General features: G+C 73.2%; 23 protein-coding genes. 14 read left to right on the top strand and 9 right to left on the bottom strand.

The window, feature by feature from the left end; genetic code table 11:
• Nucleotides 1-94 precede the first annotated feature (94 nt).
• From E1298_RS11860 to dacB, 8 genes are all read left to right on the top strand, one after another.
• A complete protein-coding gene (locus E1298_RS11860) occupies nucleotides 95-586 on the top strand; it encodes a MarR family winged helix-turn-helix transcriptional regulator (protein ID WP_131892325.1) in 492 nt (163 codons plus the stop codon).
• A gap of 95 nt (nucleotides 587-681) precedes the next feature.
• The gene (locus E1298_RS11855) at nucleotides 682-1626 is read left to right on the top strand and encodes a hydroxymethylglutaryl-CoA lyase (protein ID WP_131892323.1); all 945 of its coding nucleotides are present in this window, start codon (nucleotides 682-684) and stop codon (nucleotides 1624-1626) included.
• Nucleotides 1619-2428 carry an enoyl-CoA hydratase/isomerase family protein gene (locus tag E1298_RS11850; RefSeq protein WP_131892321.1) on the top strand — a complete coding sequence of 270 codons (810 nt, stop codon included), beginning with the start codon at nucleotides 1619-1621 and terminating at the stop codon, nucleotides 2426-2428. The genes E1298_RS11855 and E1298_RS11850 overlap by 8 nt, the downstream gene beginning before the upstream one ends.
• Nucleotides 2425-3612, top strand: coding sequence for a CaiB/BaiF CoA transferase family protein (locus E1298_RS11845; RefSeq protein ID WP_131892319.1), 1188 nt, complete (start codon nucleotides 2425-2427; stop codon nucleotides 3610-3612). The genes E1298_RS11850 and E1298_RS11845 overlap by 4 nt, the downstream gene beginning before the upstream one ends.
• 2 nt (nucleotides 3613-3614) lie before the next feature.
• A complete protein-coding gene (locus tag E1298_RS11840) occupies nucleotides 3615-4394 on the top strand; it encodes an enoyl-CoA hydratase/isomerase family protein (RefSeq protein ID WP_131892317.1) in 780 nt (259 codons plus the stop codon).
• Nucleotides 4391-6004, top strand: a complete 1614-nt coding sequence (locus E1298_RS11835) for an AMP-binding protein (RefSeq protein ID WP_131892315.1) — start codon at nucleotides 4391-4393, stop codon at nucleotides 6002-6004. The genes E1298_RS11840 and E1298_RS11835 overlap by 4 nt, the downstream gene beginning before the upstream one ends.
• Nucleotides 6001-6963: an NAD(P)H-dependent flavin oxidoreductase gene (locus E1298_RS11830; RefSeq protein WP_131892313.1), complete on the top strand. Its 963-nt coding sequence runs from the start codon at nucleotides 6001-6003 to the stop codon at nucleotides 6961-6963. Before E1298_RS11835 ends, E1298_RS11830 begins: the two co-directional genes overlap by 4 nt.
• Before the next feature lie 54 nt (nucleotides 6964-7017).
• The gene (gene dacB, locus E1298_RS11825; protein WP_131892311.1) at nucleotides 7018-8568 is read left to right on the top strand and encodes a D-alanyl-D-alanine carboxypeptidase/D-alanyl-D-alanine endopeptidase; all 1551 of its coding nucleotides are present in this window, start codon (nucleotides 7018-7020) and stop codon (nucleotides 8566-8568) included.
• Nucleotides 8569-8633: 65 nt separating this feature from the next.
• On the opposite strand, the gene E1298_RS11820 is transcribed toward dacB, so the two are convergent.
• The 8 genes from E1298_RS11820 to E1298_RS11785 all read right to left on the bottom strand — a co-directional run bounded on the left by E1298_RS11820 (nucleotide 8634) and on the right by E1298_RS11785 (nucleotide 18200).
• Nucleotides 8634-9047: a nuclear transport factor 2 family protein gene (locus E1298_RS11820; RefSeq protein ID WP_131892309.1), complete on the bottom strand. Its 414-nt coding sequence runs from the start codon at nucleotides 9045-9047 to the stop codon at nucleotides 8634-8636.
• A 179-nt stretch (nucleotides 9048-9226) separates the two neighbouring features.
• A complete protein-coding gene (locus tag E1298_RS11815) occupies nucleotides 9227-9904 on the bottom strand; it encodes a response regulator (RefSeq protein WP_131892307.1) in 678 nt (225 codons plus the stop codon).
• Nucleotides 9901-12720, bottom strand: coding sequence for a sensor histidine kinase (locus E1298_RS11810; protein ID WP_131892305.1), 2820 nt, complete (start codon nucleotides 12718-12720; stop codon nucleotides 9901-9903). Before E1298_RS11810 ends, E1298_RS11815 begins: the two co-directional genes overlap by 4 nt.
• A gap of 16 nt (nucleotides 12721-12736) precedes the next feature.
• Entirely contained in the window at nucleotides 12737-13654 is a 918-nt protein-coding gene (locus E1298_RS11805) for a potassium-transporting ATPase subunit C (protein WP_131892304.1), read from the bottom strand.
• Nucleotide 13655: 1 nt separating this feature from the next.
• Nucleotides 13656-15833 carry a potassium-transporting ATPase subunit KdpB gene (kdpB, locus tag E1298_RS11800; RefSeq protein ID WP_207944573.1) on the bottom strand — a complete coding sequence of 726 codons (2178 nt, stop codon included), beginning with the start codon at nucleotides 15831-15833 and terminating at the stop codon, nucleotides 13656-13658.
• Nucleotides 15833-17494: a potassium-transporting ATPase subunit KdpA gene (kdpA, locus tag E1298_RS11795; protein ID WP_131892302.1), complete on the bottom strand. Its 1662-nt coding sequence runs from the start codon at nucleotides 17492-17494 to the stop codon at nucleotides 15833-15835. Before kdpA ends, kdpB begins: the two co-directional genes overlap by 1 nt.
• Nucleotides 17495-17584 (bottom strand): K(+)-transporting ATPase subunit F, encoded by a 90-nt coding sequence (gene kdpF / locus E1298_RS11790; protein ID WP_131892300.1) that lies wholly within the window; start codon nucleotides 17582-17584, stop codon nucleotides 17495-17497.
• Nucleotides 17585-17660: 76 nt separating this feature from the next.
• Complete coding sequence (locus tag E1298_RS11785) at nucleotides 17661-18200, bottom strand: hypothetical protein (protein WP_131892298.1); 540 nt, start codon at nucleotides 18198-18200, stop codon at nucleotides 17661-17663.
• Nucleotides 18201-18475: 275 nt separating this feature from the next.
• On the opposite strand from E1298_RS11785, the gene E1298_RS11780 reads away from it, so the two are divergent.
• The 6 genes from E1298_RS11780 to E1298_RS11755 all read left to right on the top strand — a co-directional run bounded on the left by E1298_RS11780 (nucleotide 18476) and on the right by E1298_RS11755 (nucleotide 24956).
• Nucleotides 18476-19024: a toxin-antitoxin system HicB family antitoxin gene (locus E1298_RS11780; RefSeq protein ID WP_131892296.1), complete on the top strand. Its 549-nt coding sequence runs from the start codon at nucleotides 18476-18478 to the stop codon at nucleotides 19022-19024.
• Nucleotides 19025-19103: 79 nt separating this feature from the next.
• Nucleotides 19104-19949 (top strand): DUF4097 family beta strand repeat-containing protein, encoded by an 846-nt coding sequence (locus E1298_RS11775; protein WP_131892294.1) that lies wholly within the window; start codon nucleotides 19104-19106, stop codon nucleotides 19947-19949.
• Nucleotides 19950-19976: 27 nt separating this feature from the next.
• Nucleotides 19977-20957, top strand: a complete 981-nt coding sequence (locus E1298_RS11770; RefSeq protein WP_131892292.1) for an ATP-binding cassette domain-containing protein — start codon at nucleotides 19977-19979, stop codon at nucleotides 20955-20957.
• Nucleotides 20954-21757, top strand: coding sequence for an ABC transporter permease (locus E1298_RS11765; protein ID WP_131892290.1), 804 nt, complete (start codon nucleotides 20954-20956; stop codon nucleotides 21755-21757). The genes E1298_RS11770 and E1298_RS11765 overlap by 4 nt, the downstream gene beginning before the upstream one ends.
• Before the next feature lie 193 nt (nucleotides 21758-21950).
• Entirely contained in the window at nucleotides 21951-23369 is a 1419-nt protein-coding gene (locus E1298_RS11760) for a M28 family metallopeptidase (protein ID WP_165975426.1), read from the top strand.
• An 81-nt stretch (nucleotides 23370-23450) separates the two neighbouring features.
• Nucleotides 23451-24956: a hypothetical protein gene (locus tag E1298_RS11755; protein WP_165975425.1), complete on the top strand. Its 1506-nt coding sequence runs from the start codon at nucleotides 23451-23453 to the stop codon at nucleotides 24954-24956.
• Between the two features lie 23 nt (nucleotides 24957-24979).
• Here the strand turns inward: E1298_RS11755 and E1298_RS11750 are convergent, their stop codons facing one another.
• On the bottom strand, nucleotides 24980-25219 hold the full coding sequence (locus tag E1298_RS11750) for a hypothetical protein (protein ID WP_131892286.1): 240 nt from the start codon (nucleotides 25217-25219) through the stop codon (nucleotides 24980-24982).
• Nucleotides 25220-25414: the final 195 nt, after the last annotated feature.

The raw sequence follows: 25414 nt of genomic DNA, 5'->3' as shown, positions 1-25414 counted from the left end.
GACCGTGATCGGTACTGGTCAGCAGTCTGAGAACCAAGTGTTGTATTTGTCAACACCCTTCCGCGGATCCGTCCACGGGCTTTACAGTGGGCGCATGAACGCTCATCCAGCGCGCTCGGCAGATCCGGCCGCCGAATCGACGGCGCTCCTTCCGATCAGGGAGCTGCTGTCCTACCGGCTCCATCGGGTGGCCAACGCCCTGTCCCGCAGCGCCGCCCTCCGCTATCGCCGCGAGTTCGATGTCAGCCTGCACGAATGGCGAACGATAGCGCTCCTGGGAGCGGACGAGCCACAGACGGTCAACCAGCTCGCCCGGCTGGCCGGCCTCGACAAGGCCCAGATGAGCCGGGTGGTGACCAAGCTGACCGAGCGCGGGCTGGTGGAGCGCGAGCCGGGCCCGGGCCGCAGCACGCAGCTCAGCCTGACCCGGTCGGGGAAGTCGCTCTGCCGCGGGCTCATCTCCGCCGCCAACGACCGCAACAACGCCTTCCTCGCCTGCCTCACCCCGCTTGAGCAGGAAGTTCTCGACTCGGCCCTGCGCAAGCTGGCCGCCGTCGGACGGGCGCTGGAGCGGACCGAGCACTGACCGGCGGTCACCCGCTCTGTTGACATCATCAACACCGGCCCTGTATTCCTGCAGTGACGACCCGTGTGGCGACACACCCCAGGAGGCGGCCGCGCATGACCGACCGAGTCACTATCTGCGAATGCTTCGCCCGCGACGGACTCCAGCACGAGGAGACCGAGGTCCCGGCGGAAACCAAGATCTCCCTGCTCGGCGCGTTCGCCGACGCCGGCTTCGCCCGCATCGAGGCGACCAGCTACAGCCATCCCCAGCGGGTTCCGGCGTTCCGCGACGCGAGCGACGTCCTGGCCGGGCTCCCCCGCCGCGACGGCGTGGCGTACAAGGCGACGTGCCCCAACCCGCGCGCCGTCGAGCGCGCCCTCGCCGACCTCGACGCCGGGCACGGCGCCGACGAGCTCAGCCTGCTGGTCTCGGCGACCGAATCGCACACCGAGCGCAACATGCGGACGACGCGCGAGCGCCAGTGGGAGGCCGTCGCCGCGATGGTCCGGCTCGCCGCCGGGCGGTTCCGGCTGGTCGGGGTGGTGTCGGTCGCGTTCGGCTGCCCCTTCGAGGGCAGGGTCGACCCCGGCGTGGTCGTCGAGGACGTGGCCCGGTTCGCCGAGCTCGGCGTGGACATGGTGACGCTGGGCGACACCACCGGCCTGGCCACGCCGAGCGCCGTCAAGGACATGTTCGGGCGCGTCTCGGCGGCGCGGCCCGGCCTCCCGATCGTCGCGCACTTCCACAACACGCGCGGTTCGGGCCTCGCCAACTGCGTCGCGGCGCTGGAGTCCGGGTGCCGCGACTTCGACAGCTCCCTCGGCGGGGTCGGCGGCCATCCCGCGCAGATCCAGTACGGCGAGGGCCTGACCGGGAACGTCAGCACCGAGGACCTGGTGAACCTGCTGGAGTCCGAGGGCGTGGACACCGGGCTCGACCTCGACAAGCTCATGGCGGCCTCGCGGCGGTGCGAGCAGGCGCTCGGCCGCACGCTCTACAGCATGGTCGCCCGCGCCGGCTTCGGCCCGGCCGGCCGGAAGGAGTTCCAGGATGCCTGAGCACGACCCGCTCGCCACGAGCGCACCGCCCGGCGGGAACGGGGGCGCGCCGGCCGCCGCGGACGCGGGCCGGGCCGTCCTGATCACCGAGGACCACGGCGCGGTGCGCGTGCTGCGGATGAACCGCCCGGACAAGCTCAACGCGCTGAACACCGAGCTCACCACCGCCCTGCTGGACGCGCTGCGGGCCGCCGACGCCGACGGCGCCGTCCGCGCGGTCGTGCTCCACGGCGCCGGGCGGGCGTTCTGCGCCGGGGCCGACCTCAAGGAGTTCGCCGGGCTGACGCCCGCGAACCAGGAGGCGGTCACCCGGCGCGCGGAGCTGACGATGCGCACCCAGATGCTGCCGCAGGAGCTCACCAAGCCGATCGTCTCCGCCGTCCGGGGCGCCGCCATGGGCGGCGGGGCCGGCCTCGCCATCGGCTGCGACATGGTGGTCGCCGCGACCGACGTCAGGTTCGGCTACCCCGAGCTGCGGCACTCGCTCGTCCCCGCGATCGTGATGACCGGGCTCCAGCGCCACCTCGGCCGCAAGCTGGCGTTCGAACTGATCAGCACCGGCCGCATGCTGGACGCCGCGGAGTTGGCCGCGCACGGCCTCGCCAACCGGGTCGTCGAGCCCGGCGCCGAGCTCGCGGCCGCCCTGGAGATCGCGTCCGGCTGGGCCGAGGTGAACCCGCGCGCGATGGCCGCCGCCAAGGGCCTGTTCCACCGGGTCGCCGACCTGCCCTTCGCGGAGGCGATGCGGGCCGGCGGGGACGTCAACGCGATCATGCGGGGGTTCCGGGGAGCCGGGGCGTGAGGCCGCTGGACGGCGTCACGGTGGTGGACTTCTCGCGGGTGCTCGCCGGGCCGATGGCCACCCAGATCCTCGCCGAGCTCGGCGCGGACGTGATCAAGATCGAGCGACCGGGGGGCGGCGACGAGTCGCGATGGTTCGAGCCCCGGCTGCCCGGCGGCGAGAGCGCGTACTTCTTCGCCTTCAACCGCGGGAAGCGGTCGGTGACGCTCAACCTGGCGACCGAGCGCGGGCAGGAGATCGCCCGCGGGCTGGCCCGGCGCGCCGACGTCCTGGTGGAGAACTTCCTTCCCGGCTGGATGGACAAGCGCGGGCTGGGCTACGCGGCGCTGGCGGAGGAGAACCCGGGGCTGGTCTACGTGTCCAGCACCGGGTTCGGCCAGACCGGCCCGTACGCCGAGCGCAAGGGCTACGACACCGTCTTCCAGGCGCTGTCGGGCGTCATGGACCTCACCGGGCACCCCGGCACGCCGCCCGCCAAGGCCGGCGTCCCCGTCGCCGACCTCAGCTCCGGGCTGTGGATCGCGATCGCCGCGCTGGCCGGGCTCGCCGGGCGGACCTCCACCGGGCGCGGCGGCCACGTCGACCTGGCGATGATGGACGTCCAGGTGAGCCTGCTGGCGCTGGCCGCCGCCCGGCTGTTCGCCCTCGACGAGGACCCGGTGCGCACCGGCACCGCGCATCCGGGCCGGGTGCCCTCGGCCGCGTTCGAGTGCGCGGACGGCCGCTGGCTGCACATCAGCGGCAGCGACCAGCACTGGCGGCCGCTGTGCGCGGTGCTCGGCCTGGACGAGCTGGCCGCCGACCCGGACCTGGCCGCCAACGCCGGGCGCCTCGCCCAGCGGGAGCGGGTGACCTCCGCGCTCGCCGCGGCCATCGCCGCACGGCCCAGGGACGCGCTGGCCGAGGAACTGCGGGCGGCCGGGGTGCCGGCCGGCGAGGTGAACTCGGTCCGCGAGGCCCTCGCCGACCCCAACACCGTCGGACGCGGGATGGTCGGGCACTTCGACCATCCCCGCGAGGGCCGGTTCCCCGCCCTGCGCACCCCGGTGCGCATCGACGGGTACGACCGGCCGGAGCCCACCGCCCCGCCGCTGCTCGGCTCCGACACCGACGCCGTGCTCACCGACCTGCTGGGCCTGGGAGAGGCGGAGATCTCCCGGCTTCGCGACGAAGGGACGATCTAGCCGTGGACGAAGAACCCGTGCTGGTGAGCACGACCGGCGACATCGCGCATGTCGTGCTGAACAGGCCGGCCGTGCGCAACGCGCTCAACCTCCCGATGTGCCACGGGCTCCGCGAGGCGTTCGTCCGGCTGGACGCCGACCCCGGCGTCCGCGTGGTCCTGCTGCGCGCGAACGGCCCCGCGTTCTGCGCGGGCGCGGACCTCCAGGAGCGCAAGGACCGCGACGAGGCGTGGGTGCGCTCGCGCCGGCTGGCCTCCTTCGCCGCCTACGAGGCCATCGAGCGGTGCGCCAAGCCCGTGGTCGCCCTCGTGCAGGGGCCGGTGGTGGGGTCGGGCGGGGAGATCGCCATGTCCTGCGACTTCGTCGTGGCCGCCGACGACGCGTCCTTCCGGTTCCCCGAGCCGCACTGGGGCACGGTCGGCGCGACGCAGCGGCTGCAGCGCGTCATCGGCAAGCGCCGCGCCAAGGAGATGCTGTTCACCTCCAGGACGATGGGGGTCGAGGAGGCGTTCGCGGTGGGCCTGGTCGCGCGGACCGTCCCCGCCGCCGAGCTCGTCGCGGCCGGGGAGCGCCTCGCGGCGACGATCGCGGGCGCGCCCGGCCCGGCGATCGCGCTGACCAAGCAGGCGATCGACCTGGGCTCGGAGACCGACCTGGCCAACGGGATCCGGATCGAGATGGCCGCGATCGAGCGCTCCCTCGCCGACGGCGGCTGGCGCGACGGCGTGCGGGCCTTCGCCGACGGCGGCGCGCGGGCGCGGGAGAACGGAGCGGAACGATGAACCTGACCGGGCTCTGCCCCCTCACCGCCGACGCCGCGCTGCGGCGGGCCGCCGCCGTGGGCGCGGACGTCCAGGCCGTCGTCTCCCGGCAGGGCGACATCACCTACGCCGAACTGGACGCCGAGGTCGCCGCCGTCCGCGCCGCGCTCTCCGCCGCAGGCGTCCGCAGGGGCGACCACGTCGCGGTCTGCCTCGGCAACGGCCCGCGGTGGGTCGCGCTGTTCGTGGCCATCGGCTCGCTCGGCGCCGTGACGGTGCCGGTCAACACCCGGCTCCGCGCGGACGAGATCGCCTACGTGCTCCGGCAGTCCCGGGCCTCGCTGCTGTTCACCGCCGACCGGTTCCTCAACGTCGACTTCATCGCCATGCTGCGGCAGATCTGCCCCGGCGCCGACGCCTCGCTGCCCGACCCGGCGCTGCCCGACCTGCGGGAGGTGGTGGTGCTGGGCGAGGACGTCCCGGCCGCCGCCCGGTCCTGGACGGCGTTCCTGGCCGAGCCGTCGCCGCCCGTCCCGCCGTGCTCCTCCCCCGACGACGTGCTGCTGATCCAGTACACCTCGGGCACCACGTCCTACCCGAAGGGCGTGCTGCTGACCCACCGGAGCATGTGCGCCGACGCGTTCTTCTCGGGCGCGCGGCTCGGGCTGCGGGCCGGCGACCGGTTCCACAGCGCGCGGCCGTTCTTCCACGCGGCGGGCAGCACGCTGTCCGTGCTGGCCTGCCTCCAGCACACGGCCACACTGGTGACCATGGACCGGTTCGAGGCGGGCGAGGCGCTGCGGCTGATGGAGGAGGAGCGCTGCACGCACTTCTCCGGCAACGACACGATCGCGCTGATGCTGCTGGACCATCCCGACCTGTCCCGGCGGCGGCTGCGGCTGCGCGGCGCGTGGCTGGCCGCGTCGCCCGCGATCGTCCGGCGGGCCATCGACGAGCTGGGCGCCGCCGAGTGCGTCGTGGGGTACGGGCTGTCCGAGGCGTCCCCCAACGTGGCGCAGTCGGCCTGGTGGGAGCCGGAGGACGTGCGCGCCTCCGGCCGGATGCTCCCCGAGCCGGGGGTCGAGGTGCGGATCCGCGCCCCCGAGACCGGGCTCGACGTCCCGCCCGGCGAGGCCGGGGAGATCCTGGTCCGCGGCTGGAACGTCATGCGCGGCTACTTCGCCATGCCCGAGGAGACGGCGAAGGCGCTGTCGCCCGACGGCTGGCTGTCCACCGGCGACCTCGGCCGCCTCGGCCCGGACGGCCGCCTGGAGTTCGTCGGCCGGGCCAAGGACATCATCCGCGTCGGCGGGGAGAACGTCGCCCCCGCCGAGGTCGAGGACGTGCTGATCGACCACCCGAAGGTCCGGCAGGCCGCGGTGGTCGGCGTGCCCGACGCCCGGCTGATCGAGGTCCCGTTCGCCTTCGTCGTCCTCACCGAGGGCTGCGAGGCCGACCCGGAGGAGATCCTCGCATGGGCGAGCGGGCGCCTGGCCCGCTTCAAGGCGCCGCGCCACCTGCGCGTGGTCGCCGGCTTCGAGGAGATCGGCATGACGGCGAGCTCCAAGGTGCAGAAGCGGCACCTGGCCGAGCACGCGCGGCGGCTGCTGGAATCGGCGGAGGCCCCATGAGGATCGGCACGTCCGTCACCCGGCTGCTCGGCATCGACCTGCCGGTGATCCAGGCCGGCATGTCGTGGGCGTCCTCCTGCTCGGCGCTGCCGCTCGCGGTGTCGGCGGCCGGGGGCCTCGGTGTGATCGCGGCCGGGCCCATGCGCCTGCCCGACCTGGAACGCGCCATCGACGAGGTCGAGGCCGGCACCGACCGGCCGTACGCGGTGAACCTCCCCCTGTACCGCAAGGGGGCCGACGAGGTCATGGACGCGCTGTGCGCCCGGCGGATCCCGGTGCTGATCGCCTCGCAGGGCGGCCCGCGCCGCTACCTGCGGCGCTTCCAGGAGCGCGGGACCGTGTGCCTGCACGTCGTGGCGAGCGAGGAGCACGCGGCCAAGGCCGTCGAGGCCGGCGTGGACGGCCTCGTCGTCGTCGGGGCGGAGGCGGGCGGCCACCCGCCGGCGGGCCTGGTCTCCACCCTGGTCATGGTCAGGGCCGTGGCCCGGCAGACGCCCGGGACGCCGATCATCGCCTCCGGCGGCTTCGCCGACGGGGCGGGGCTGGCCGCCGCCCTCGCCCTGGGCGCGGGCGCGGCGCAGTTCGGCACGCGGTTCATCGCCAGCGCCGAGTCGAACCTGCACCCGGCGTACAAGAAGGCCGTCCTCGCGGCCGGCGTCGGCGACACCCGGACGGTCGGCCACCAGATCGGGCTGATCCGGCTGCTGGCGAACGAGTTCGCCGAGAGGATGGCCGAACTGGAGCGCACCGCCGCCGGCCTGGAACTGCGCCGCGCCGAGTTCGCCGGGTCGAGCCTGCGCATGGCCGCCCTCGACGGCGACGTCGCCCGGGGCAAGGTCGAGGCGGGCCAGTCGGCCGGCCTGATCGACGCGATCCTCCCGGCGGCCGAGATCGTCCGCGGCCTGGCCGAAGAGTACGAGGCGACCCTGAGCACGCTGCCCCCGGTGGAGCGGCCGTAGCGTGTCCGCGCGGGTCCGGGACCCGGCCTGTCCGGTGCCCTACGCTGCTGCCACATGCATGGACCACTGACGTGGGTCTCGTCCGTCCTGTTCGCCGGGGCGGTGCTGCTGACCGCACCGGCCGCGCATGCGGGGGTGGCGGGCACCGCGCCCGCGACCGCCGCGCCGGGCGACCTGCGCACCGATCTCGACGCCATCCTCGCCGACGGACGTCTCCACGGCGCCACGGTCGGCGCCGTGGTGCGCGACGCCCGGACCGGCGCGGTCCGCTACGCGCGCGGCGCCGTCCAGGCGGCGCTGCCCGCGTCGAACCAGAAGATCTACACCTCGGGCGCGGCGCTGTCGCTGCTGGGAGCGGGGTACCGGTTCCGGACGAGCGTGCACGCCGGGCGGATCTCGGGCCCGTCCGTCAAGGGGAACCTGTACCTGCGGGGCACCGGCGACCCGACGACGCGCGCCGACGACTACGACCGGCTCGCCGCGCGGGTCGCGGCGCGGGGCGTCAGGCGGGTCGAGGGCGACCTGGTCGCCGACGACGGCTGGTTCGACGCCGTCCGCACCCCGCCGCACTGGGACCCGGCCGATCTGCAGTACTCCTACGCCGCGCAGACCTCCGCGCTGACCGTCTCCCCGAACGAGGTGTTCGACGCGGGCTCGGTCAGCGTGTCGGTGGCCCCGGGCGCCGCGGGCGGCCCCGTCCGGGTCGCGCTCGCCCCCGCCACCGGCGTCGTCAAGATCGACAACAGGGCGGTCACGGGACGGCGCGGCTCGTCCTCCACGCTGGCCGTCGACCGGGCGGCGGGCGCCAACACCCTCGTGGTGAGCGGCTCGCATCCGGAGGGCGCCGCGCCCCTCACCGTCCTGCGCACGGTCGAGGAGCCCGCGCTGTACGCGGCGGACGTCTTCCGGCGGGCGCTGCGGGCGCACGGCGTCCGGGTCGCGGGCACGACCGGGCGCGGGACGACGCCCAAGGGCGCCGCGCGGATCGCCGCGCGCTCCTCCATGCCACTGTCGCGGCTGACGGTCCCGTTCCTCAAGCTGAGCAACAACATGATCGCCGAGGTCCTGGTCAAGGCGATCGGGCGGGAGGAGGAGGGCACGGGCAGCTGGGAGGCGGGGCTGCCGGTGGTCGAGAGGTACGTCCGCGCCCAGGGCGTCCCCGCCGGGCGGCTGGAGATGGCCGACGGCTCGGGGCTGTCGCGCCTCAACCGCACGACCGCCCAGGACGTCAGCACCGTGCTCGGGCGCGCGCAGAGCGCCCGCTGGTTCCCCGCCTGGTATGCCGCGCTGCCGGTCGCCGGCGACCCGGACCGCCTCGTCGGCGGCACCCTGGCCGGACGGATGCGGGGCACTCCGGCGGCGGGCAACGTCCACGCCAAGACCGGCACGCTGACCGGCGTCACGGCCCTGTCGGGCTACGTCAGGGACCCGTCCGGGCGAAGGATGATCTTCTCGGTGGTGCTCAACGGCCACCGGGGTCCGGCGCCCAAGGACATCGAGGACGAGATCGCCGTGCGGCTGGCCGGCGGGTCATCCGCCGCGGTCCGGGAACTGCGCACGGCCGCACCGCCGCTCGAATGCTCCTGGGTCCGGCGCTGCCGGTGAGCCGGCGCGGACAAAGGACAGCGGGTGCCCGGCCCGGCATCGGGAGGCGCGCGGACGCCCGGCCGTTACCCCAGCGCGTCGGCCACGGCCTGGAATCGCCGCGGGTCGAAATAGTCGTGGTATTTGGTGATCAGCCCGTCGCGGAAACGAAAGACCGCGATGTTGTCATTGGAATATCCGGTGCCGTCTCGCAGCGTGGCGCGGTTCTTGTACTCGACGCAGACGGCGTCGGAGTCCGCCGCCGGGTAGATGCCGGTCAACTCGGTTTCGAAGGCGTCGTAACCGGCGAACAGCCCCTGGAAGGCAGAGAGGATGTCCTCCTTTCCCTCAATGATGTTGTCGAATCCCTCGGGCGGGTAGAAGATGAGGATACGGCTGTCATCTGCCCACAATTCTCCCCAGGCGTCCATGTCCTTCTGGTGCAGCAGTTCAAAGAACCGGCGGACGATGCCGACATTCTCTTCGGCCGGAGACGGCATGGCAACGAGCTCCCTACGGCACTGAATACATTCCACGTATTTTCGTGAAATCCGCTTTATAGTAGGGACACGGGCCCGGCGTGTCCAGCGCCGGTGAACGGCAACGTTCTACGAAATCTCGCCGCCACCGGAGGCGCGCACGTGCCCCCGTCGCGGTCCAGCTCACCATGGCGCCGGTGTCAGGGCTCGAAGCGGTAGCCCATGCCGGGCTCGGTGATCAGATGGCGGGGACGGGACGGGTCGCGCTCCAGCTTGCGGCGCAGCGTGGCCATGTAGACCCTCAGGTAGTGGGTCTCCTTGAGGTAGGCGGGACCCCAGACCTCGCTGAGGAGCCTGCGCTGGGAGATCAGCTTCCCCGGGCTGCGCAGCAGGATCTCCAGAAGGGCCCATTCGGTCGGGGTCAGGTGGTTCCGCCGGCCCCCGGGCCCGGTGACGGTCTTGCGGGACAGGTCCACCGCGTGGTCGCCCAGCCGGACGAGCGGCGCGATCTCGTCGGCGGGCGCCCGCCGGGTGATCGCGCGGATGCGGGCGAGCAGCTCGTCGACGCCGAAGGGCTTGGTGACGTAGTCGTCGGCGCCGGCGTCCAGCGCGTCGACCTTGTCCTTGCTGCCGGCGCGCCCGGACAGCACGATGATCGGGATCTGGGTCCAGCCGCGCAGGCCCCGGATGACGTCCACGCCGTCCAGGTCGGGCAGGCCGAGGTCCAGGATGACCAGGTCGGGGTGCCAGTCGGCGGCGCCGGCCAGGGCGCGCCCGCCGTCGGCGGCGACCCTGACGTCGTAGTGGCGGGCGCGCAGGTTGAGCCGGAGGGTGGCCAGGATCTGCGGCGAGTCGTCCACCACGAGCACGCGCGTCATGGCCGCGCGCCCCGTTCGCGCCCGGCGCCGGGCTCCGGCTCGCCCGGCCCCGGGCGTTCATGGCCCTGGCCGATCCTGTCCCGCCAGGCGGCGACGCGGTCGATGATGACCGGGTCGGCGAGCCCGTCGTCCGGCACCGGCCCGGCCTCGGGAGGCGCTGCTCCGGCCGCGGGGGGCTCGGGCGCGGGCGGCGCCGTCCCGGCCTCGGGGGGCGCTGCTCCGGCCGGGGGCACCGGGCCGAGCTCCGCCCTGAGGCCGGAGCGCCGGATGGGCATGGTGAGGACCATGGTGAGCCCGCCGCCGGGGGTCTCCTCGGGGGTGATGGTGCCGTCCATGGCCTCGGCGAGGCCGCGGGCCAGGGCCAGGCCGAGGCCGACCCCGGTGTGGTTGTCGCGGTCGCCGAGCCGCTGGAAGGGCTCGAAGACGCGGTCGCGGTCGGCGGCCGGGATGCCGGGGCCGCGGTCGATGACGCGGAGTTCGAGACGGTCGGCGTGCGCGCTGGCGGTGACGAGCACAGGAGCCCCCGGCGGGTTGAAGCGGACGGCGTTGGTGATGAGGTTGGCGAGGACCCGTTCCAGCAGGGCCGGGTCGGCGACCATCTCCGGCAGCCCGTCCGGCACGCGGATCTCCACGGCGGCGTGATCGGCGTCCTCGATCGCCCGGGGGACGATGTCCTCGGCGGCGACCGTCCGCAGCGAGATGCCCAGCGATCCGGCCTGCAGGCGGCTCATGTCCAGCAGGTTCGCGACCAGGCGGTCGAGCTGGGCGAGGGACTCGGCGGCGGTGGCGGCCAGCTCGTCCTGGTCCTGGACGCTCCAGGTGACGTCGGGGCTGCGCAGGCTGTCGACGGCGGCCTTGGCGGAGGCCAGCGGCGTGCGCAGGTCGTGGCTGACGGCGCTCAGCAGCGCGGTGCGCATCTTGTCGACGGCCTCCAGCGGACGGACCTGGCGGGCGGTCTCGGCCAGCCGCTGGTGGCGCAGCGCGACGGCGGCCTGGGCGGCGAACGCCTCCAGCACCCGCCGGTCGGACGCCGGGAGCGTCCGGCCGCGCAGCACCAGGGCCAGCGCGCCGTCGTCGATGAGGACGTCCGACTCGCCCGCGTCGGGGCTGAGGCAGGGCGCGCCGCCGACGGTCGCGACGATGATCCAGGAGTCCGGGTCGCGGAGGGTGCCCGGGGTGACCGGCGCCTCGGGGTCGCGTTCCAGGAGCGTGACGGTGGTCAGCGCGTAGGTCTCCCGCAGCCGCTCCAGGATCCCGGCCAGCGTGCTGTACCCGCTCCCGGCCGCCGTCCCGTGCTCGCCGCGCAGGATGTCGCCCGCGAGGGTGGACAGCGCCTCGGCGTCGGCGCGGGCGCGCGCGGCCTCGCGGCCCCGGCGCGCGGTGATGTCGACGATCGTGCTGACCGTGATGCCCACCACGACGTACACCACGAGCTGGAGGAGCGCCTCCGGCCGCTGCACGGTGAACGTGCCGACGGGTGGGGTGAAGTAGTAGTTCAGCAGCAGGGAGCCGCCGATCGCCGCGAACAGCGCCGGGTAGAGCCCGCCGAGCAGCGCCACGCCGACGACCGCCGCCTGGAAGAGCAGGATGTCGCTGGTGAGCGACACCTGGTCGCGCATCTGGTCCAGCAGGAGCGTCAGCAGCGGCAGGCCGAGCGCGGCGGCCAGGAACCCGGCGGTCCGCCGCTCGGCGGGGACGCCCCAGACGGAGCGGAGCGCCTTCCACCGGCGGCCCTGGCTGGTCTCCTCGTGGGTGACCAGGTGCACGTCGATCGGCCCGGACTGGGCCGTGGTGGTGACGCCGACCCCGCGCGAGAACAGCTGCGCGAAGCGGCCGCGGCGGGACGCGCCCAGGACGAGCTGGGTGGCGTTGACGCCGCGCGCGAAGTCCAGCAGCGCGTCGGGCACGTTCGTCCCCACGACCTGGTGGTAGCTGCCGCCCAGGCTCTCGGCAAGGGCGCGCTGCCGGGTCAGGTTGGCGGGGTCGGCGCCGGTGAGGCCGTCGCTGCGGGAGACGTGGACGGCCAGCAGGTCGGTGCCCTTGGTGCGGTCGGCGATCCGGGCCGCGCGCCGGATGAGGGTGTCGCCCTCGGGCCCGCCGGTCAGCGCGACGACGACGCGCTCGCGCGCCTCCCAGGTGCCGCGGATGTCGTGGTCGGCGCGGTACCGGTCGAGCTGGTCGTCGACCTTGTCGGCCAGCCAGAGCAGCGCCAGCTCCCGCAGCGCGGTGAGGTTGCCGACGCGGAAGTAGTTGCCGAGCGCGGCGTCGATCTTCTCGGGGGCGTAGACGTTGCCGTGCGCCATCCGGCGGCGCAGCGCCTCCGGGGTCATGTCGACCAGCTCGACCTGGTCGGCGCGGCGGACCACCTCGTCCGGCACCGTCTCGCGCTGGGGCACGCCGGTGATCCGCTCGACGACGTCGTTGACCGAGTCCAGGTGCTGGACGTTGACGGTGGAGACGACGTCGATGCCCGCGTCCAGGATCTCCTCGACGTCCTGCCAGCGCTTGGCGTTGCGCGTGCCGGGGACGTTGGTGTGCGCCAGCTCGTCGATCAGCGCGACCTGGGGGCGCCGGGCGATCACACCGTCCACGTCGAGCTCGGTGAAGGCGGTGCCGCGGTAGGACATCGTCCGGCGCGGCACGACCTCCAGCCCTTCGAGCAGCTCGGCGGTGCGGACGCGGCCGTGGGTCTCCACGAACCCCACGACCACGTCCGTGCCGCGCGCCTGGCGCCGGGCGCCCTCGCCGAGCATCGCGTAGGTCTTGCCGACCCCGGGCGCCGCTCCGAGGTAGATGCGCAGCCGGCCGCGCCCCATCACGTCTCCTCGCAGGTCAGCCGCGGAACGGGAACCGACGGTCCAGGGCGGTGTTCAGTTTCAGGACGTTGATCCTGGGCTCGCCGAGGAACCCGAGACCGCGCCCGTCCTTGTTCGACTTCACCAGCCGCTCCACGTCCCCGGCCGGGACGCCGCGCGCCTGGGCGACCCGCTTGACCTGGATCGCCGCGTACGCGGGGGAGATCTGCGGGTCCAGGCCGCTGCCGCTGGCGGTGACGGCGTCGGGCGGGACGGCGGGCTCGGCGGGCGCGTCGCCCTTGACCGGCACGGTGAGGCCCTTGGCGTAGTCCTCGCCGAACCTCGCCAGTTCCACGCGCACGCCCTTGTAGGTGGCGATGAACGGCGCCTTCACCACGCCCTCCTGCTCGTTGACGCTGACGACGCGGGTCGGGTGCGGGACGGTGCCGCCGGTGGTGCGGTCGCCGAAGACCGCCAGGACGGCGCCGACGCCGCTCGGCGCGCAGAACGGGCGCGAGCCGTCCACGCCTTCGAGCTCGCCGACGGTCCTGCTGCGCTCGCAGACCTGCGTGAGCAGGCTCTGGACGGCGTTCTCGTCCTCCTTGCCCGCCGCGACGAGCCGGGGGTCGGGCAGGGTGTCGGTGACGTCCTCGGGCCCGAGGTTGCTCGCGCTGGTGGCGGTCGGGTCGTAGCCGTCTCCGGCGTTGGACGGGCGGCCCTGGAAGTACTGCTTGAGCGGGGCGCCGTCCTTCCCGGTGAACGACTGGCCGATGAGGGCGCTGCCGACGGTCCTGCCGCCGGCCTTGACCAGCGATCCGTCCGCCTTGTCCTTGAGGCCGGGGATCTGGGCGACCCCGAGGACCGCGAGCGGGTAGATGAGGCCGAGCACGACGGTGAGGACGAGCAGCGCGCGCAGCGCGGCCAGGTGCTGCCGGATCCAGGTGGGCAGGAACATATCAGGACATCCCCGGAAGGAATTGAATGAAAAGGTCGATGATCTTGATGCCGGCGAACGGGGCGATGATCCCGCCCAGGCCGTAGACGTAGAGGTTGCGCGACAGCAGCTTGGCGGCGCTGCTCGGCCGGTAGCGGACGCCGCGCAGGGCCAGCGGGATCAGCGCGATGATCACCAGCGCGTTGAAGATCACCGCGGACAGGATCGCCGACTGCGGGCTGTGCAGCCGCATGACGTTGAGCGTGTCCAGCCCGGGGAACAGCGCCACGAACATCGCGGGGATGATCGCGAAGTACTTGGCGATGTCGTTGGCGATCGAGAACGTGGTCAGGGCGCCGCGGGTGATGAGCAGTTGCTTGCCGATCTCCACGATCTCGATGAGCTTGGTCGGGTCGGAGTCGAGGTCCACCATGTTCCCGGCCTCCTTGGCGGCCGAGGTCCCGGTGTTCATCGCGACGCCGACGTCCGCCTGGGCGAGGGCCGGGGCGTCGTTGGTGCCGTCCCCGGTCATCGCGACGAGCCGTCCGCCGTCCTGCTCCCGCTTGATCAGGGCGAGCTTGTCCTCGGGCTTGGCCTCGGCGAGGAAGTCGTCCACCCCGGCCTCGTCGGCGATCGCCCGCGCGGTCAGCGGGTTGTCCCCGGTGATCATCACCGTGCGGATGCCCATCCGCCGCATCTCGGCGAACCGCTCCCGCATCCCCTCCTTCACCACGTCCTTGAGGTGGATGACGCCGAGCACGCGAGCCGTGCCGCCGCTCCCCTCCCCCACCACCAGCGGGGTGCCGCCGGACGCGGAGATGCCGTCCACGGCCCGGCCGAGCTCGGGCGGCACCGTGCCGCCGTGCTCGCGGACCCAGTCGGCGACCGCGCTCGCGGCGCCCTTGCGGAGCATCCGGACCGGCCGTCCGGCGCCGGGCTCCTCCAGGTCCACGCCGCTCATCCTGGTCTGCGCCGTGAACGGCACCCAGGTCGCGTGGGTGAGCTCGCCGGGGGTGCGCTCGCGCAGGCCGTAGCGCTGCTTGGCGAGCACCACCACCGAGCGGCCCTCGGGCGTCTCGTCCGCGAGGCTGGACATCTGCGCGGCGTCGGCCAGCTCGTCCTCGCCCACGCCGTCCACCGGCGTGAACTCGGCGGCCTGCCGGTTGCCCAGCGTGATGGTGCCGGTCTTGTCCAGCAGCAGCGTGTTGACGTCGCCGGCGGCCTCGACCGCGCGCCCGCTCATCGCCAGGACGTTGCGCTGGACGAGCCGGTCCATGCCCGCGATGCCGATCGCCGACAGCAGCGCCCCGATCGTCGTCGGGATCAGGCACACCAGCAGCGACACCAGCACGACGCCGGTGACGCCGTGGGCGTCCAGGGCCAGGGAGTCGGCGACGCCCGGGTTGTTGGCCTTGGAGTAGATCGCCATCGGCTGGAGGGTCGCGACCGCGAGCAGGAAGATGACCGTGAGCGCGGCGAGCAGGATGTTCAGGGCGATCTCGTTCGGCGTCTTCTGCCGGTTCGCCCCCTCCACCAGCGCGATCATCCGGTCGATGAACGATTCGCCCGGCCTCTGGGTGATCTTCACGACGATCCGGTCCGAGAGCACCTTCGTGCCGCCGGTGACCGCCGAGCGGTCGCCGCCCGACTCCCGGATGACCGGCGCGGACTCGCCGGTGATCGCCGACTCGTCCACGCTGGCGATGCCCTCGACCACGTCGCCGTCGCCCGGGATGATCTCCCCGGCCTCGACGACCACGTGGTCGCCCTGCCGCAGCTCCGGCGCGGGGACCCGCTCCTCGCGCAGGCCCGTGCGGCCCGCCGCCCAGTCGGCCAGGCGGCGCGCGACCGCGTCGGTCTTGGCGCGGCGCAGCGCGTCCGCCTGCGCCTTGCCGCGTCCCTCGGCGACCGCCTCGGCCAGGTTGGCGAACACCACGGTCAGCCACAGCCACACGGTGATCAGCCACGCGAACACGCTCGGGTCGAGGGCGGCCAGCACCGTGGTCCACACCGCGCCGACCTCGACGATCAGCATGACGGGGTTGCGCCACAGGCTCCGCGGATCGAGCTTGCGGACCGCGTCCGGCAGCGACCGGACCAGCTGCCCGGGATCCAGCAGGCCGCCGGAGACCTTGCCGCCGCCCTTCGGGGCCGGCGGCTCCGCGGAGGCGGGCGCCGGTTCCATGGTCTGTGTCGTCATCAGTGGAGTCCTTCGGCGAGCGGTCCGAGCGCGAGTGCGGGGAGGAAGGTGAGCGCGACGAGGATGACCGTCACGCCGGTGACCATGCCGACGAACTGCGGCCGGTGCGTGGGCAGCGTGCCCTCCGAGGCGGGCGTGTGCCCCTGGCGGGCCAGCGACCCGGCCAGCGCCAGCACGAGGATCATCGGTACGAAGCGCCCCAGGGCCATGCAGAGCCCGAGGGCGGTGTCGTAGTACACCGTGTTGACGGTGATCCCCGCGAACGCCGACCCGTTGTTGTTGGACGCGGACGTGAAGGCGTACAGCACCTCCGACAGCCCGTGCGCGCCGCCGTTGAGCGGCCCGGCCCGGCCGTCGTCGGTCGCCATCGACACCCCGGTGCCCACCAGCACCAGGATCGGCGTCACCAGGAAGTACATCGCCGCGAACTTGATCTCGCGGGAGCCGATCTTCTTGCCGAGGTACTCGGGGGTGCGGCCGACCATCAGCCCGGCCACGAACACCGTGATGATCGCCAGGACGAGCATCCCGTACAGGCCCGACCCGACGCCGCCCGGCGCGACCTCGCCGAGCATCATGTTCGCCATCGTCATCATCCCGCCCAGGCTCGTGTAGGAGTCGTGGAAGGAGTCGACGGCACCGGTCGAGGTCAGCGTGGTGGCCGCCGCGAACGTCGCCGAGTTCGCCACCCCGAACCGGGTCTCCACGCCCTCCATCGAGGCGCCCGCCGCGACCGGGACGGTCCCGTGGTGCATGAGCTGGAACGCGTTCGTCAGCGCCACGCTCGCGATCGCGATCGTCGCCATCACGCCGGCGACCGCGTAGCCCTGCCGGTTCTGCCCGACCATCCGCCCGAACGTGCGGCACAGCGCGAACGGGATGACCAGGATCAGGAAGATCTCCAGCCAGTTCGTCCACACGGCCGGGTTCTCGAACGGGTGGGCGGAGTTGGCGTTGTAGAAGCCGCCGCCGTTGGTCCCGAGCTCCTTGATGACCTCCTGGCTGGCGACCGGTCCCCCGGTGATCGTCTGCCCCGTCCCGGTGACGGTGGTGATCTCGTGGCCGTCGCTGAGGTTCTGCACGGCCCCGCCCGCGACCAGCAGGAGGGCGCCGACGAACGCGATGGGCAGCAGGATCCGCAGCGAGCCCCGGACGAGGTCCGCCCAGAAGTTGCCGAGCCGGTCCGTCCGCCTGCGGACGAAGCCGCGCACCAGCGCGATCGCCACGGCCATGCCGACGGCGGCGGACACGAAGTTCTGCACCGCCAGGCCCGCCATCTGCACCAGGTGGCCCATCGTCGACTCGCCCGAGTACGACTGCCAGTTGGTGTTGGTGACGAAGCTGACCGCGGTGTTCCACGCCTGGTCGGGCTTGACCGGGGCGAACCCCAGGCTCAGCAGGAGGTGGTCCTGGAGCCGTTGCAGCGCGTACAGGAACAGGATTCCGGCCACCGAGAAGGCCAGCGCGCTGCGGGCGTAGGTGCCCCAGGACTGCTCGGTCCCGGGGTCGGCGCCGATCAGCCGGTAGATGACGCGTTCCGCGCGCGAGTGCTTGCCACCGCTGTAGACGCGGTGCATGTAGTCGCCCAGCGGCCGGTACACCACGGCGAGGGCGATGATCAGGGATCCGATGAACAGGATCCCCGCGACGGTCGTACTCATCTAGAAGCGCTCCGGGAACAAGAGGGCGGCGATCAAGAACACGACCAGGAGCAGGGCCAGGGCGAGCCCGACTGCGTTCTCCGCGGTCACAGCTTCTCCACGCCCTTCACCAGCAGGCCGAGCAGGACGAATACCGCCACTGTCAGCAGGACGAAGGCCACGTCACTCACGGTTGATTCCTTTGCTGGGAGTTGCCGATGGTCCGGGCCGGCGCCCGGCCGGATGACCGTCCCGCCCGCCGGTCCCGCTGCGGCGGCACCGGATGCGGCAAGGGCACCGGACGGCGGCCCGGACCATCGGTGAGGTCCGGCATGCGGTGCTTTCCAGAGCCGTGCTCCTCGGGCGCGAGCCGCTGGTCGGCGGCCGCCGGACCGGCCGGCCGGCGTCCGGCGCGCCCGGCCGTCCGGCTACCGACCGCACCCGTGGCCATACCCAACGTGAGCAGGACTACGGCCCGGACGAGGTCATCGCCGGCGAACGACAGCTCGCCGGACTTCCCGACGTCGAACCCGGTCACGAACGCCCAGGCCGCCAGGCCCAGCGCGGCGCCCACGGCGGGCGACGCCGACAGCGCCCACCCGGCCACCGACGCCGCGACCGCGGCGAACGCGACCTGCCAGGCCGCGCCCTTCAGCACGACCGCGAGGACGAACGCGCACAGCACGCCGGCAGCGAGCGGCCAGGCGGCCGATTCCAGGCGTCCCATCACGGGCCTCCTCACGCACCACATCGGCCCCGTTGCTTTCGGGGCTCGATAGGGAGTCAATCGCCGTATTAGGGCCGCTATCAGCCCCCTTGACGGGTCCTTAGCGCGCCCGCTGACGGGCTTAACGCCGTCCTAACGCGGCCGGGCCCGAACGCCCGTCCAGTAGGCCCGGGGCGGTCCCGGCGGCGCGACGAGGCGGGGACAGACATCAGCCTGCGGCACATGACACCATGCCGCCGCTTGACATGACGTCACCGTGACGTCATAGTGAAGGCATGGACCTGACGCCGTATGTCGACCACCTTCGCCGCGAGCTCGTGGACGCCGCCGAGGCCGGCGACCCGGACGCCCGCGCGCTGGCCCAGCGGCTCACCTGGCCGCTGGAATCGGCCACCCGGCTCACTCTGCTCGAAGCGCTGTCCGCCGCCGCCGACGAGATCACCCGCGATCTCGCGCCGGGATCGGTCGACATGCGGCTGCGCGGCGGAGATCCGGCGTTCGTGGTGACGCCACCACCGACGCCACCTGCGACGTCATCGTCCGCCCCGTCCCCCGGGGACGGGGCCGAGGGCGGTCCGGAGGGCGACCTGCCGTCCGCGCCGCCGCCGGCGGCCGACGAGGGCGGCACCGCACGGATCACGCTGCGCCTCCCCGAGCACCTCAAGCTGCGCGCCGAGGAGGCGGCCGGCCGCCAGGGCGTCTCGGTCAACGCCTGGCTGGTGCGCTCGGTCTCCACCGCGCTCGACCCCGGGGCCGCGAGCCGCCGCGCCGGACGGCCGCAGGCCCCGCGCAACGGGCGGGGCTACGCCGGCCGGGCGCAGTAGCGGCGCCCGGCCCCACCACCTCTCATCGCCCGGCCCGTGACCGGGACGCTTCCCCCGGACCGACAAGGAGAGTTCCGCCATGCCCGCTTTCGACACGCCCGACCCGATCACCGCCGACATCGACATCTTCACCGGCCGGATCCGGATCCACGCGAGCGACCGCGCCGACACCGTGGTGGAGGTGCGCCCGGGCGACCCGTCCGCCGAGGCGAGCGTGCAGGCCGCCGAGCGGACCGAGGTCGGGTTCACCGGCGGCCGCCTGCTCGTGAGGGGTCCCCGGAGCAAGGGCCTCGTCTCCCTGCTCAACTGGCGCGGCTCGATCGAGGTCACCGTCGAGCTGCCGGCCGGGTCCCGCATCGGCGCCAGGGGCGCGGCGGACGTCCTCGCCACCGGCCGGCTCGGCGAGGCCGTCGTCCACAGCTCGAACGGCGACATCCGGTTGGAGGAGACCGGCCGGGTGGACCTGAAGGCCGACAACGGCGACATCTCGGTGACACGGGCGGCCGGGTCCGCCGACGTCGGCGCCGCCAACGGCGCGGTCCGGATCGGGGCCGTCGAGGGCACCGGCACGGTCACCTCCTCCAACGGCGACATCTCCGTCGGCGAGGCGACCGGCGACCTGCGGCTGAACGCCGCCACCGGCGACATCACCGTCGGCCGCGCGCTGGCCGACATCACCGCCAAGAGCGCCTACGGCCGGGTCCGGGTCGGCGAGGTGGTGCGCGGCGCGGCCCGCCTGGAGACCGGCTACGGCAAGGCGCGCATCGGGATCGCCGCGGGGACCGCCACCTGGCTCGACCTGCACTCCAAGCACGGCCTGGTGCGCCACGACCTGGCCGCCGGGCAGACCCCCGACAAGTCCGAGGCGACCGTCGAGGTGCACGCGCACACCAACTACGGGGACATCGAAGTCCACCGTTCCTGACCCACCGAACGAAGCGAGGAGCCCCCCATGACCAACGCGATTGTGGCCGAGGGACTGGTCAAGAAGTACGGCAAGGTGACGGCCCTGGACGGGATGAGCCTGTCGGTCCCGCAAGGGAGCGTGCTCGCCCTGCTCGGCCCGAACGGCGCGGGCAAGACGACGACGGTGCGGGTGCTGACCACGCTGCTGACCCCGGACGCCGGGCGCGCCGTGGTCGCCGGATGCGACGTTGTCAAGGAGGCCCGGCGGCTGCGGTCGTACATCGGGCTGTCCGGGCAGTACGCCGCCGTCGACGAGCACCTCACCGGTGCCGAGAACCTGGAGATGGTCGGACGGCTGTACCACCTGGGCGGCAAGCGCAGCAAGGCCCGCGCCCGCGAGCTGATCGAACGTTTCGACCTCGTCGACGCCGCCGACCGGCCGGTGAAGGGCTATTCCGGCGGGATGCGCCGCCGCATCGACCTGGCCGGCGCGCTGGTCGCCGACCCGCCGGTGCTGTTCCTGGACGAGCCCACCACCGGCCTGGACCCCCGTGCCCGGACGCAGCTGTGGGACGTCATCTCCGAGCTGGTCAAGGGCGGCAGCACCCTGCTGCTCACCACCCAGTACATGGAGGAGGCCGACCGCCTGGCCGACCAGGTCATGGTGGTCGACCACGGCCGCCCGATCGCCCACGGCACCGCCGACGAGCTCAAGGACCAGGTCGGCGGCAACCGCATCGAGCTGACCGTGACCGACCGCGGGGAACTGGCGACCGCCCAGGAGACGCTGGCGTGGTTCGCCGTCGGGGCCATGCAGACCGACCCGGAGTCGCTGCGGGTCACCGTCCCGGTCGCCAACGGCCCGGAGGCGCTCCGCGAGGCCCTGGGCCGCCTGGCCGGCCAGGGGATCACCGTGCGGGACGCCGGGATGCGGCGCCCGACCATGGACGACGTCTACCTCACCTTGACCGGGCACGAGGTGCCCGGCACCGACCAGACCGCTCCGGAGAAGGAGACCGCCCGATGAACGCCCTCACCATGCCGATCGCCGACGGGTTCACGATCGCCAAGCGCAACACCATCAAGATCAAGCGGTCCCCGGACCTGCTGGGCGCGGCGATCATGTTCCCGATCGTGTTCGTGCTGCTGTTCGCCTACGTCTTCGGCAGCGTCATCGACGTGCCCGGCATGTCCTACAAGGAGTTCCTGCTCCCCGGCATCTTCGTCCAGGCAGTGATCATGAGCGGGCAGGTCACCGGCTACTCGCTGACCCTGGACCTGCAGAAGGGCATCTTCGACCGGTTCCGCTCGCTGCCCATGGCACCCTCGGCGGTCCTGATCGGCCAGACCGTCAGCGACCTGCTGATGAACCTCAGCAGCCTGTTCGTGATGGCGGGGATGGGACTGATCGTCGGCTGGCGGGTGCACACCACGCCCTGGGAGGTCGCCCTGGGCTTCGGGCTGCTGCTGCTGTTCTCCTACGCGTTCTCCTGGGTGACCGCGACCGTCGCGCTGGCCCTGCGCACCCCGGAGAGCTTCAACAACATCGCGACCATGGTGTCGTTCCCGCTGGTGTTCATCTCCAACGCCTTCATCGACAGCTCCAAGCTGCCCGCCCCGCTGCGGGTCGTCGCGGAATGGAACCCCGTCTCCACCTTCACCCAGGCCGCACGCGAGCTGTTCGGCAACACCAGCACCGCCATGAAGACCTCCGACGCATGGCCGATCCAGCACGCGGTCACGGCCTCGCTGCTGTGGATCGCGGTGATCCTGGTGGTGTTCGTCCCCCTGTCGACCCGCCTCTATAAGAAGGCGGTCAGCAGCTGACCGCGCGAAACGGCTCGTCATCGTTCCCGGTGACGAGCCCTTCGCGGCGTTGAGGGCCGTTCTCCCGGCGGGGCGAACGGGTCGGGCGGCGTGGTTCCGGACGACGCGGAGCCAATTGTCGACACCCGGAGGCCCCGATCACTGGCAGCGTTCGCCCCTGGACACGGGCCGGTCGCCCGCATAGACCCGACTCGTGACGAGAAAACAGCCTCCCGCCTCGGCAAGCCGCAGGGTCTTCCTGTCCGTCTCGACGGCCGCCGTCGCCGGCGGCGTCGCGCTGCACGGGCGCGCCGCGCAAGCGCGCGAACCGCTCGGCCCGGGCCGGCCCGTCGCGGGACAGCCGCCCGACGCGGAGCTGCGGGCGCTGCTGCGCGACATCGACCGGCAGCGCATCGAGGCGACCGTCCGCACGCTCGTCGGCTTCGGGACCAGGCACACCCTCTCCAGCCAGGACGACCCGCGCCGCGGCATCGGCGCCGCCCGGGACTGGATCCTCGCGGAGTTGCGGCGGTACGCCGAGGCGTCCGAAGGGCGCATGACCGTGGAGCTCCAGTCCTACGTCCAGGAGCCCGCCCCGCGCATTCCCGCCCCGACGCGGATCACCAATGTCGTCGCGACGCTGCGCGGCTCCGCCGCCCCCGACCGGATCTACGTGGTGTCCGGGCACTACGACTCCCGCGTCACCGACGTCATGAACGCCACCGCGGACGCGCCCGGCGCCGACGACGACGCCTCGGGCGTGGCGGTCGTCATGGAACTCGCCAGGGTGATGGCCACCCGGCGGCCCGAGGCCACCATCGTCTTCACCGCCGTGGCCGGCGAGGAGCAGGGGCTGTACGGCGCCCGGTACATGGCCAAGCAGTACAAGTCCGCGGGCGCCGACGTGCGGGCGATGTTCACCAACGACATCGTGGGCAGCAGCACCGCGGACGACGGGACGCGCGATCCCCGCACCGTGCGGCTGTTCGCCGAGGGCGTGCCGACCGCCGAGACCCCCGCCGAGGCCGACGTACGCCGCTCGGTCGGCGGCGAGAACGACTCGCCCTCCCGGCAGCTCGCCCGCTTCACCCGCTCCGTGGCCGAGAACGACGCCACCGGCATGCGCGTCCGGGTCGTCTACCGGCGGGACCGCTACCTGCGCGGCGGGGACCACATCGGCTTCCTCGAACAGGGCTACCCCGCCGCCCGCTTCACCGAGCCCAGCGAGGACTTCGACCACCAGCACCAGGACGTCCGCGTGGAGGGCGGCAGGCAGTACGGCGATCTCCCCGAGTTCTGCGACTTCGCCTACATCGCGCGCGTCGCCCGGGTGAACGCCGCGACGCTGTGGTCCCTGGCCCAGGCGCCGGGGACGCCCAGGGGCGTGCGCATCCGGACCGACCGGCTCACCAACGACAGCGACCTGGTCTGGACCCGGGGCCCCGAGGCCGACCTCGCCGGATACGAGGTCGTGTGGCGGGAGACCACCAGCCCCGACTGGACCCACGTCATCCCCGTCGGGAACGCCACCGAGGTCCGCGTCGACCTGTCCAAGGACAACGTCTTCTTCGGCGTGCGCGCCGTCGACCGGGACGGGCACCGCAGCCCGGTCGCCTTCCCGGCGCCCTCGTGACCCAGGGACCGCCGTGACCAAGGGATTGGACCATTGACGTGGCGGGCGCGCCGCGCCAATGGTCTAATCCCCCCCGTGTTCATGACGACCTTCCTCCGGGAATTCCAGTCCTGGTACTGGAACTGCGACTTCGATGACGCCGAACTCCAGGCCGCGTTCGACGCCACCGACGTCGCGGCGAACCCGGACGATTTCCAGCGGGCGTTCCTGGTGTTACTGCGCAGCGACGACACCGCCGCGCGCGGCACCGCGCTGGACTTCTACGACCGTGCCGCCGCCTCCAGCCGGCACGGGGAGGAGAACCCGTTCGAGCCCTACCGCGCCGAGGTCCTGGAGGCCGCCCGCGAGATGCTGCGCCACCCGCCCCGGCCCGGCGACGCCATCGCCTTCGAGGGCGCCGACCACGCCAGCGCCCTGCTCGCGCTCAAGAACGACGCGGGCCCCGAGGACGCCGAGGCCGTCCTCGCCGTCCTGCGGCGCCGCCCCGACGGCGAGCTGCTGTACAACGCCCTGCGCGCGGCCAGCACCGCCCTCGCGAACTCCGAGACCCCCGACCCCCGGCTGGTCGCGCTGATCGGCGAGATGGCGTTCGACCACGCGCTGGACATCGACGAGAGGCGCGAGGCGCTCAGCGCGCTGCGCGGGGCGCCCGGCGACGAGGTGACCGCGCTCCTGGTGCGCGCGACCGGCGAGGACGACCGCCGCTTCCAGCAGGAGGCGGCGTGGGCGCTGTCGATCGGCGAGCGGTTCTACGCCCACCGCGCCCTGCTCGAACGCCTCGACGCGTCCTGGCCGGACGACGAGCGCGTCTTCATGGCGACCGAGGTGCGCGCGGCGCTGGCCCCCGGCCCGCACAGCATCCACTGGCGGTCGGCCGCCCCGGAGAGCCCGCGGCTGCTCCAGGCCCACCGCGAGCTGCGCGCCCCCACCAGCGAGGAGGCCCACCGGCAGGCGTTCCGGACGATGCTGCACAGCGGGCGGACCGCGGCGGTGGGCATCGCGCTCGACCACTTCCGCGACGGCGAGGGCCTCACCCGGTTCGGTCTGGACGCCGAGCCCTTCCGTCCCGACGTCCTCGCCATCGCCCGCCGGATCCTGGCGCGGCCGCCGTCACCGGAGCACGGCGGCGCCGATCACGCCAGCGCGCTGGACGTCCTGGCACTGCTCGCCGAGCCGGAGGACGCGCCGCTGATCGCCGCCGCGCTCCGGCGCCGCGACTCGGCGCCGCCGCTCCGCGAGCGCGCGATCCGCGCGGCGCAGGACTGCCTCGACCGGTGGGACGAGCCGGACGACCGGGTCGTCGCCGCCCTGGAGGAGCTCATCTTCGACCCCTCGGCCGCCATGGACGACCGCACGCTCGCCGTCATGGCCCTGTTCGACGTGCCCGGCCCGCGCGTCACCGCCGTGCTCCTGCGCGCCGCCCGCTCCAGCGTCCTGCCCGTCCAGGTGGAGGGCACGCTCGGCCTCACCTACGACCACCTGATCGACCAGTACCGCGATCTGGTGCGCGTCATCGTCGCGTCCTGGCCCGGCGGTGACGACGAACCCGCCCGGGCCTGGCTCGCGCGCAGCGCCCTGGGCGACTGAGCGCCGGGCGCGCCGCCGGACGGTCAGGAGGGCTTCCCGGGCGAGAGCGAGATCAGCGCCGTGCCCTTCTTGATCGACACCAGCGTCACCTCCACCGAGGGGCGGGACCGGAAGCCGAAGCTCGAACTCCCTCCCGGGCCCAGCACCTGCTGGGCGCCGCCGCCCCCCGGATAGGGGACTTCGTAGGCGATGGTCCGCGCGTTGACGGCGACGATCGACATCTCCGGGTAGTGGAACTTCTTGGCGTCGAGCCGGATGTCCACCGGCTTCGACGTCTTGAGCAGGCAGTCCCCGTCGTAGCAGTCCCTGACCCTGGTGGTGGGCGCGGCGCTGCGGGTCGCAGAGGATAGGGGACTTCGTAGGCGATGGTCCGCGCGTTGACGGCGACGATCGACATCTCCGGGTAGTGGAACTTCTTGGCGTCGAGCCGGATGTCCACCGGCTTCGACGTCTTGAGC

Origin of the sequence: Actinomadura rubrisoli (assembly GCF_004349215.1) — a bacterium.
Taxonomy (GTDB): Bacteria; Actinomycetota; Actinomycetes; order Streptosporangiales; family Streptosporangiaceae; genus Spirillospora; species Spirillospora rubrisoli.
Note: the sequence above shows the minus strand (reverse complement) of the source record. Positions and strands in the feature narration are given on the sequence as shown.

Coding starts and splice junctions, on each gene's coding strand:
- E1298_RS11860 (WP_131892325.1), top strand. CDS start 95: ATGAACGCTCATCCAGCGCGCTCGGCAGATCCGGCCGCCGAATCGACG.
- E1298_RS11820 (WP_131892309.1), bottom strand. CDS start 9,047: ATGCCGTCTCCGGCCGAAGAGAATGTCGGCATCGTCCGCCGGTTCTTT.
- kdpB (WP_207944573.1), bottom strand. CDS start 15,833: ATGACGACACAGACCATGGAACCGGCGCCCGCCTCCGCGGAGCCGCCG.
- kdpA (WP_131892302.1), bottom strand. CDS start 17,494: ATGAGTACGACCGTCGCGGGGATCCTGTTCATCGGATCCCTGATCATC.
- E1298_RS11855 (WP_131892323.1), top strand. CDS start 682: ATGACCGACCGAGTCACTATCTGCGAATGCTTCGCCCGCGACGGACTC.
- E1298_RS11805 (WP_131892304.1), bottom strand. CDS start 13,654: ATGTTCCTGCCCACCTGGATCCGGCAGCACCTGGCCGCGCTGCGCGCG.
- E1298_RS11850 (WP_131892321.1), top strand. CDS start 1,619: ATGCCTGAGCACGACCCGCTCGCCACGAGCGCACCGCCCGGCGGGAAC.
- E1298_RS11765 (WP_131892290.1), top strand. CDS start 20,954: ATGAACGCCCTCACCATGCCGATCGCCGACGGGTTCACGATCGCCAAG.
- E1298_RS11755 (WP_165975425.1), top strand. CDS start 23,451: ATGACGACCTTCCTCCGGGAATTCCAGTCCTGGTACTGGAACTGCGAC.
- E1298_RS11810 (WP_131892305.1), bottom strand. CDS start 12,720: ATGGGGCGCGGCCGGCTGCGCATCTACCTCGGAGCGGCGCCCGGGGTC.
- E1298_RS11830 (WP_131892313.1), top strand. CDS start 6,001: ATGAGGATCGGCACGTCCGTCACCCGGCTGCTCGGCATCGACCTGCCG.
- E1298_RS11770 (WP_131892292.1), top strand. CDS start 19,977: ATGACCAACGCGATTGTGGCCGAGGGACTGGTCAAGAAGTACGGCAAG.
- dacB (WP_131892311.1), top strand. CDS start 7,018: ATGCATGGACCACTGACGTGGGTCTCGTCCGTCCTGTTCGCCGGGGCG.
- E1298_RS11775 (WP_131892294.1), top strand. CDS start 19,104: ATGCCCGCTTTCGACACGCCCGACCCGATCACCGCCGACATCGACATC.
- E1298_RS11785 (WP_131892298.1), bottom strand. CDS start 18,200: ATGGGACGCCTGGAATCGGCCGCCTGGCCGCTCGCTGCCGGCGTGCTG.
- E1298_RS11815 (WP_131892307.1), bottom strand. CDS start 9,904: ATGACGCGCGTGCTCGTGGTGGACGACTCGCCGCAGATCCTGGCCACC.
- E1298_RS11780 (WP_131892296.1), top strand. CDS start 18,476: ATGGACCTGACGCCGTATGTCGACCACCTTCGCCGCGAGCTCGTGGAC.
- E1298_RS11835 (WP_131892315.1), top strand. CDS start 4,391: ATGAACCTGACCGGGCTCTGCCCCCTCACCGCCGACGCCGCGCTGCGG.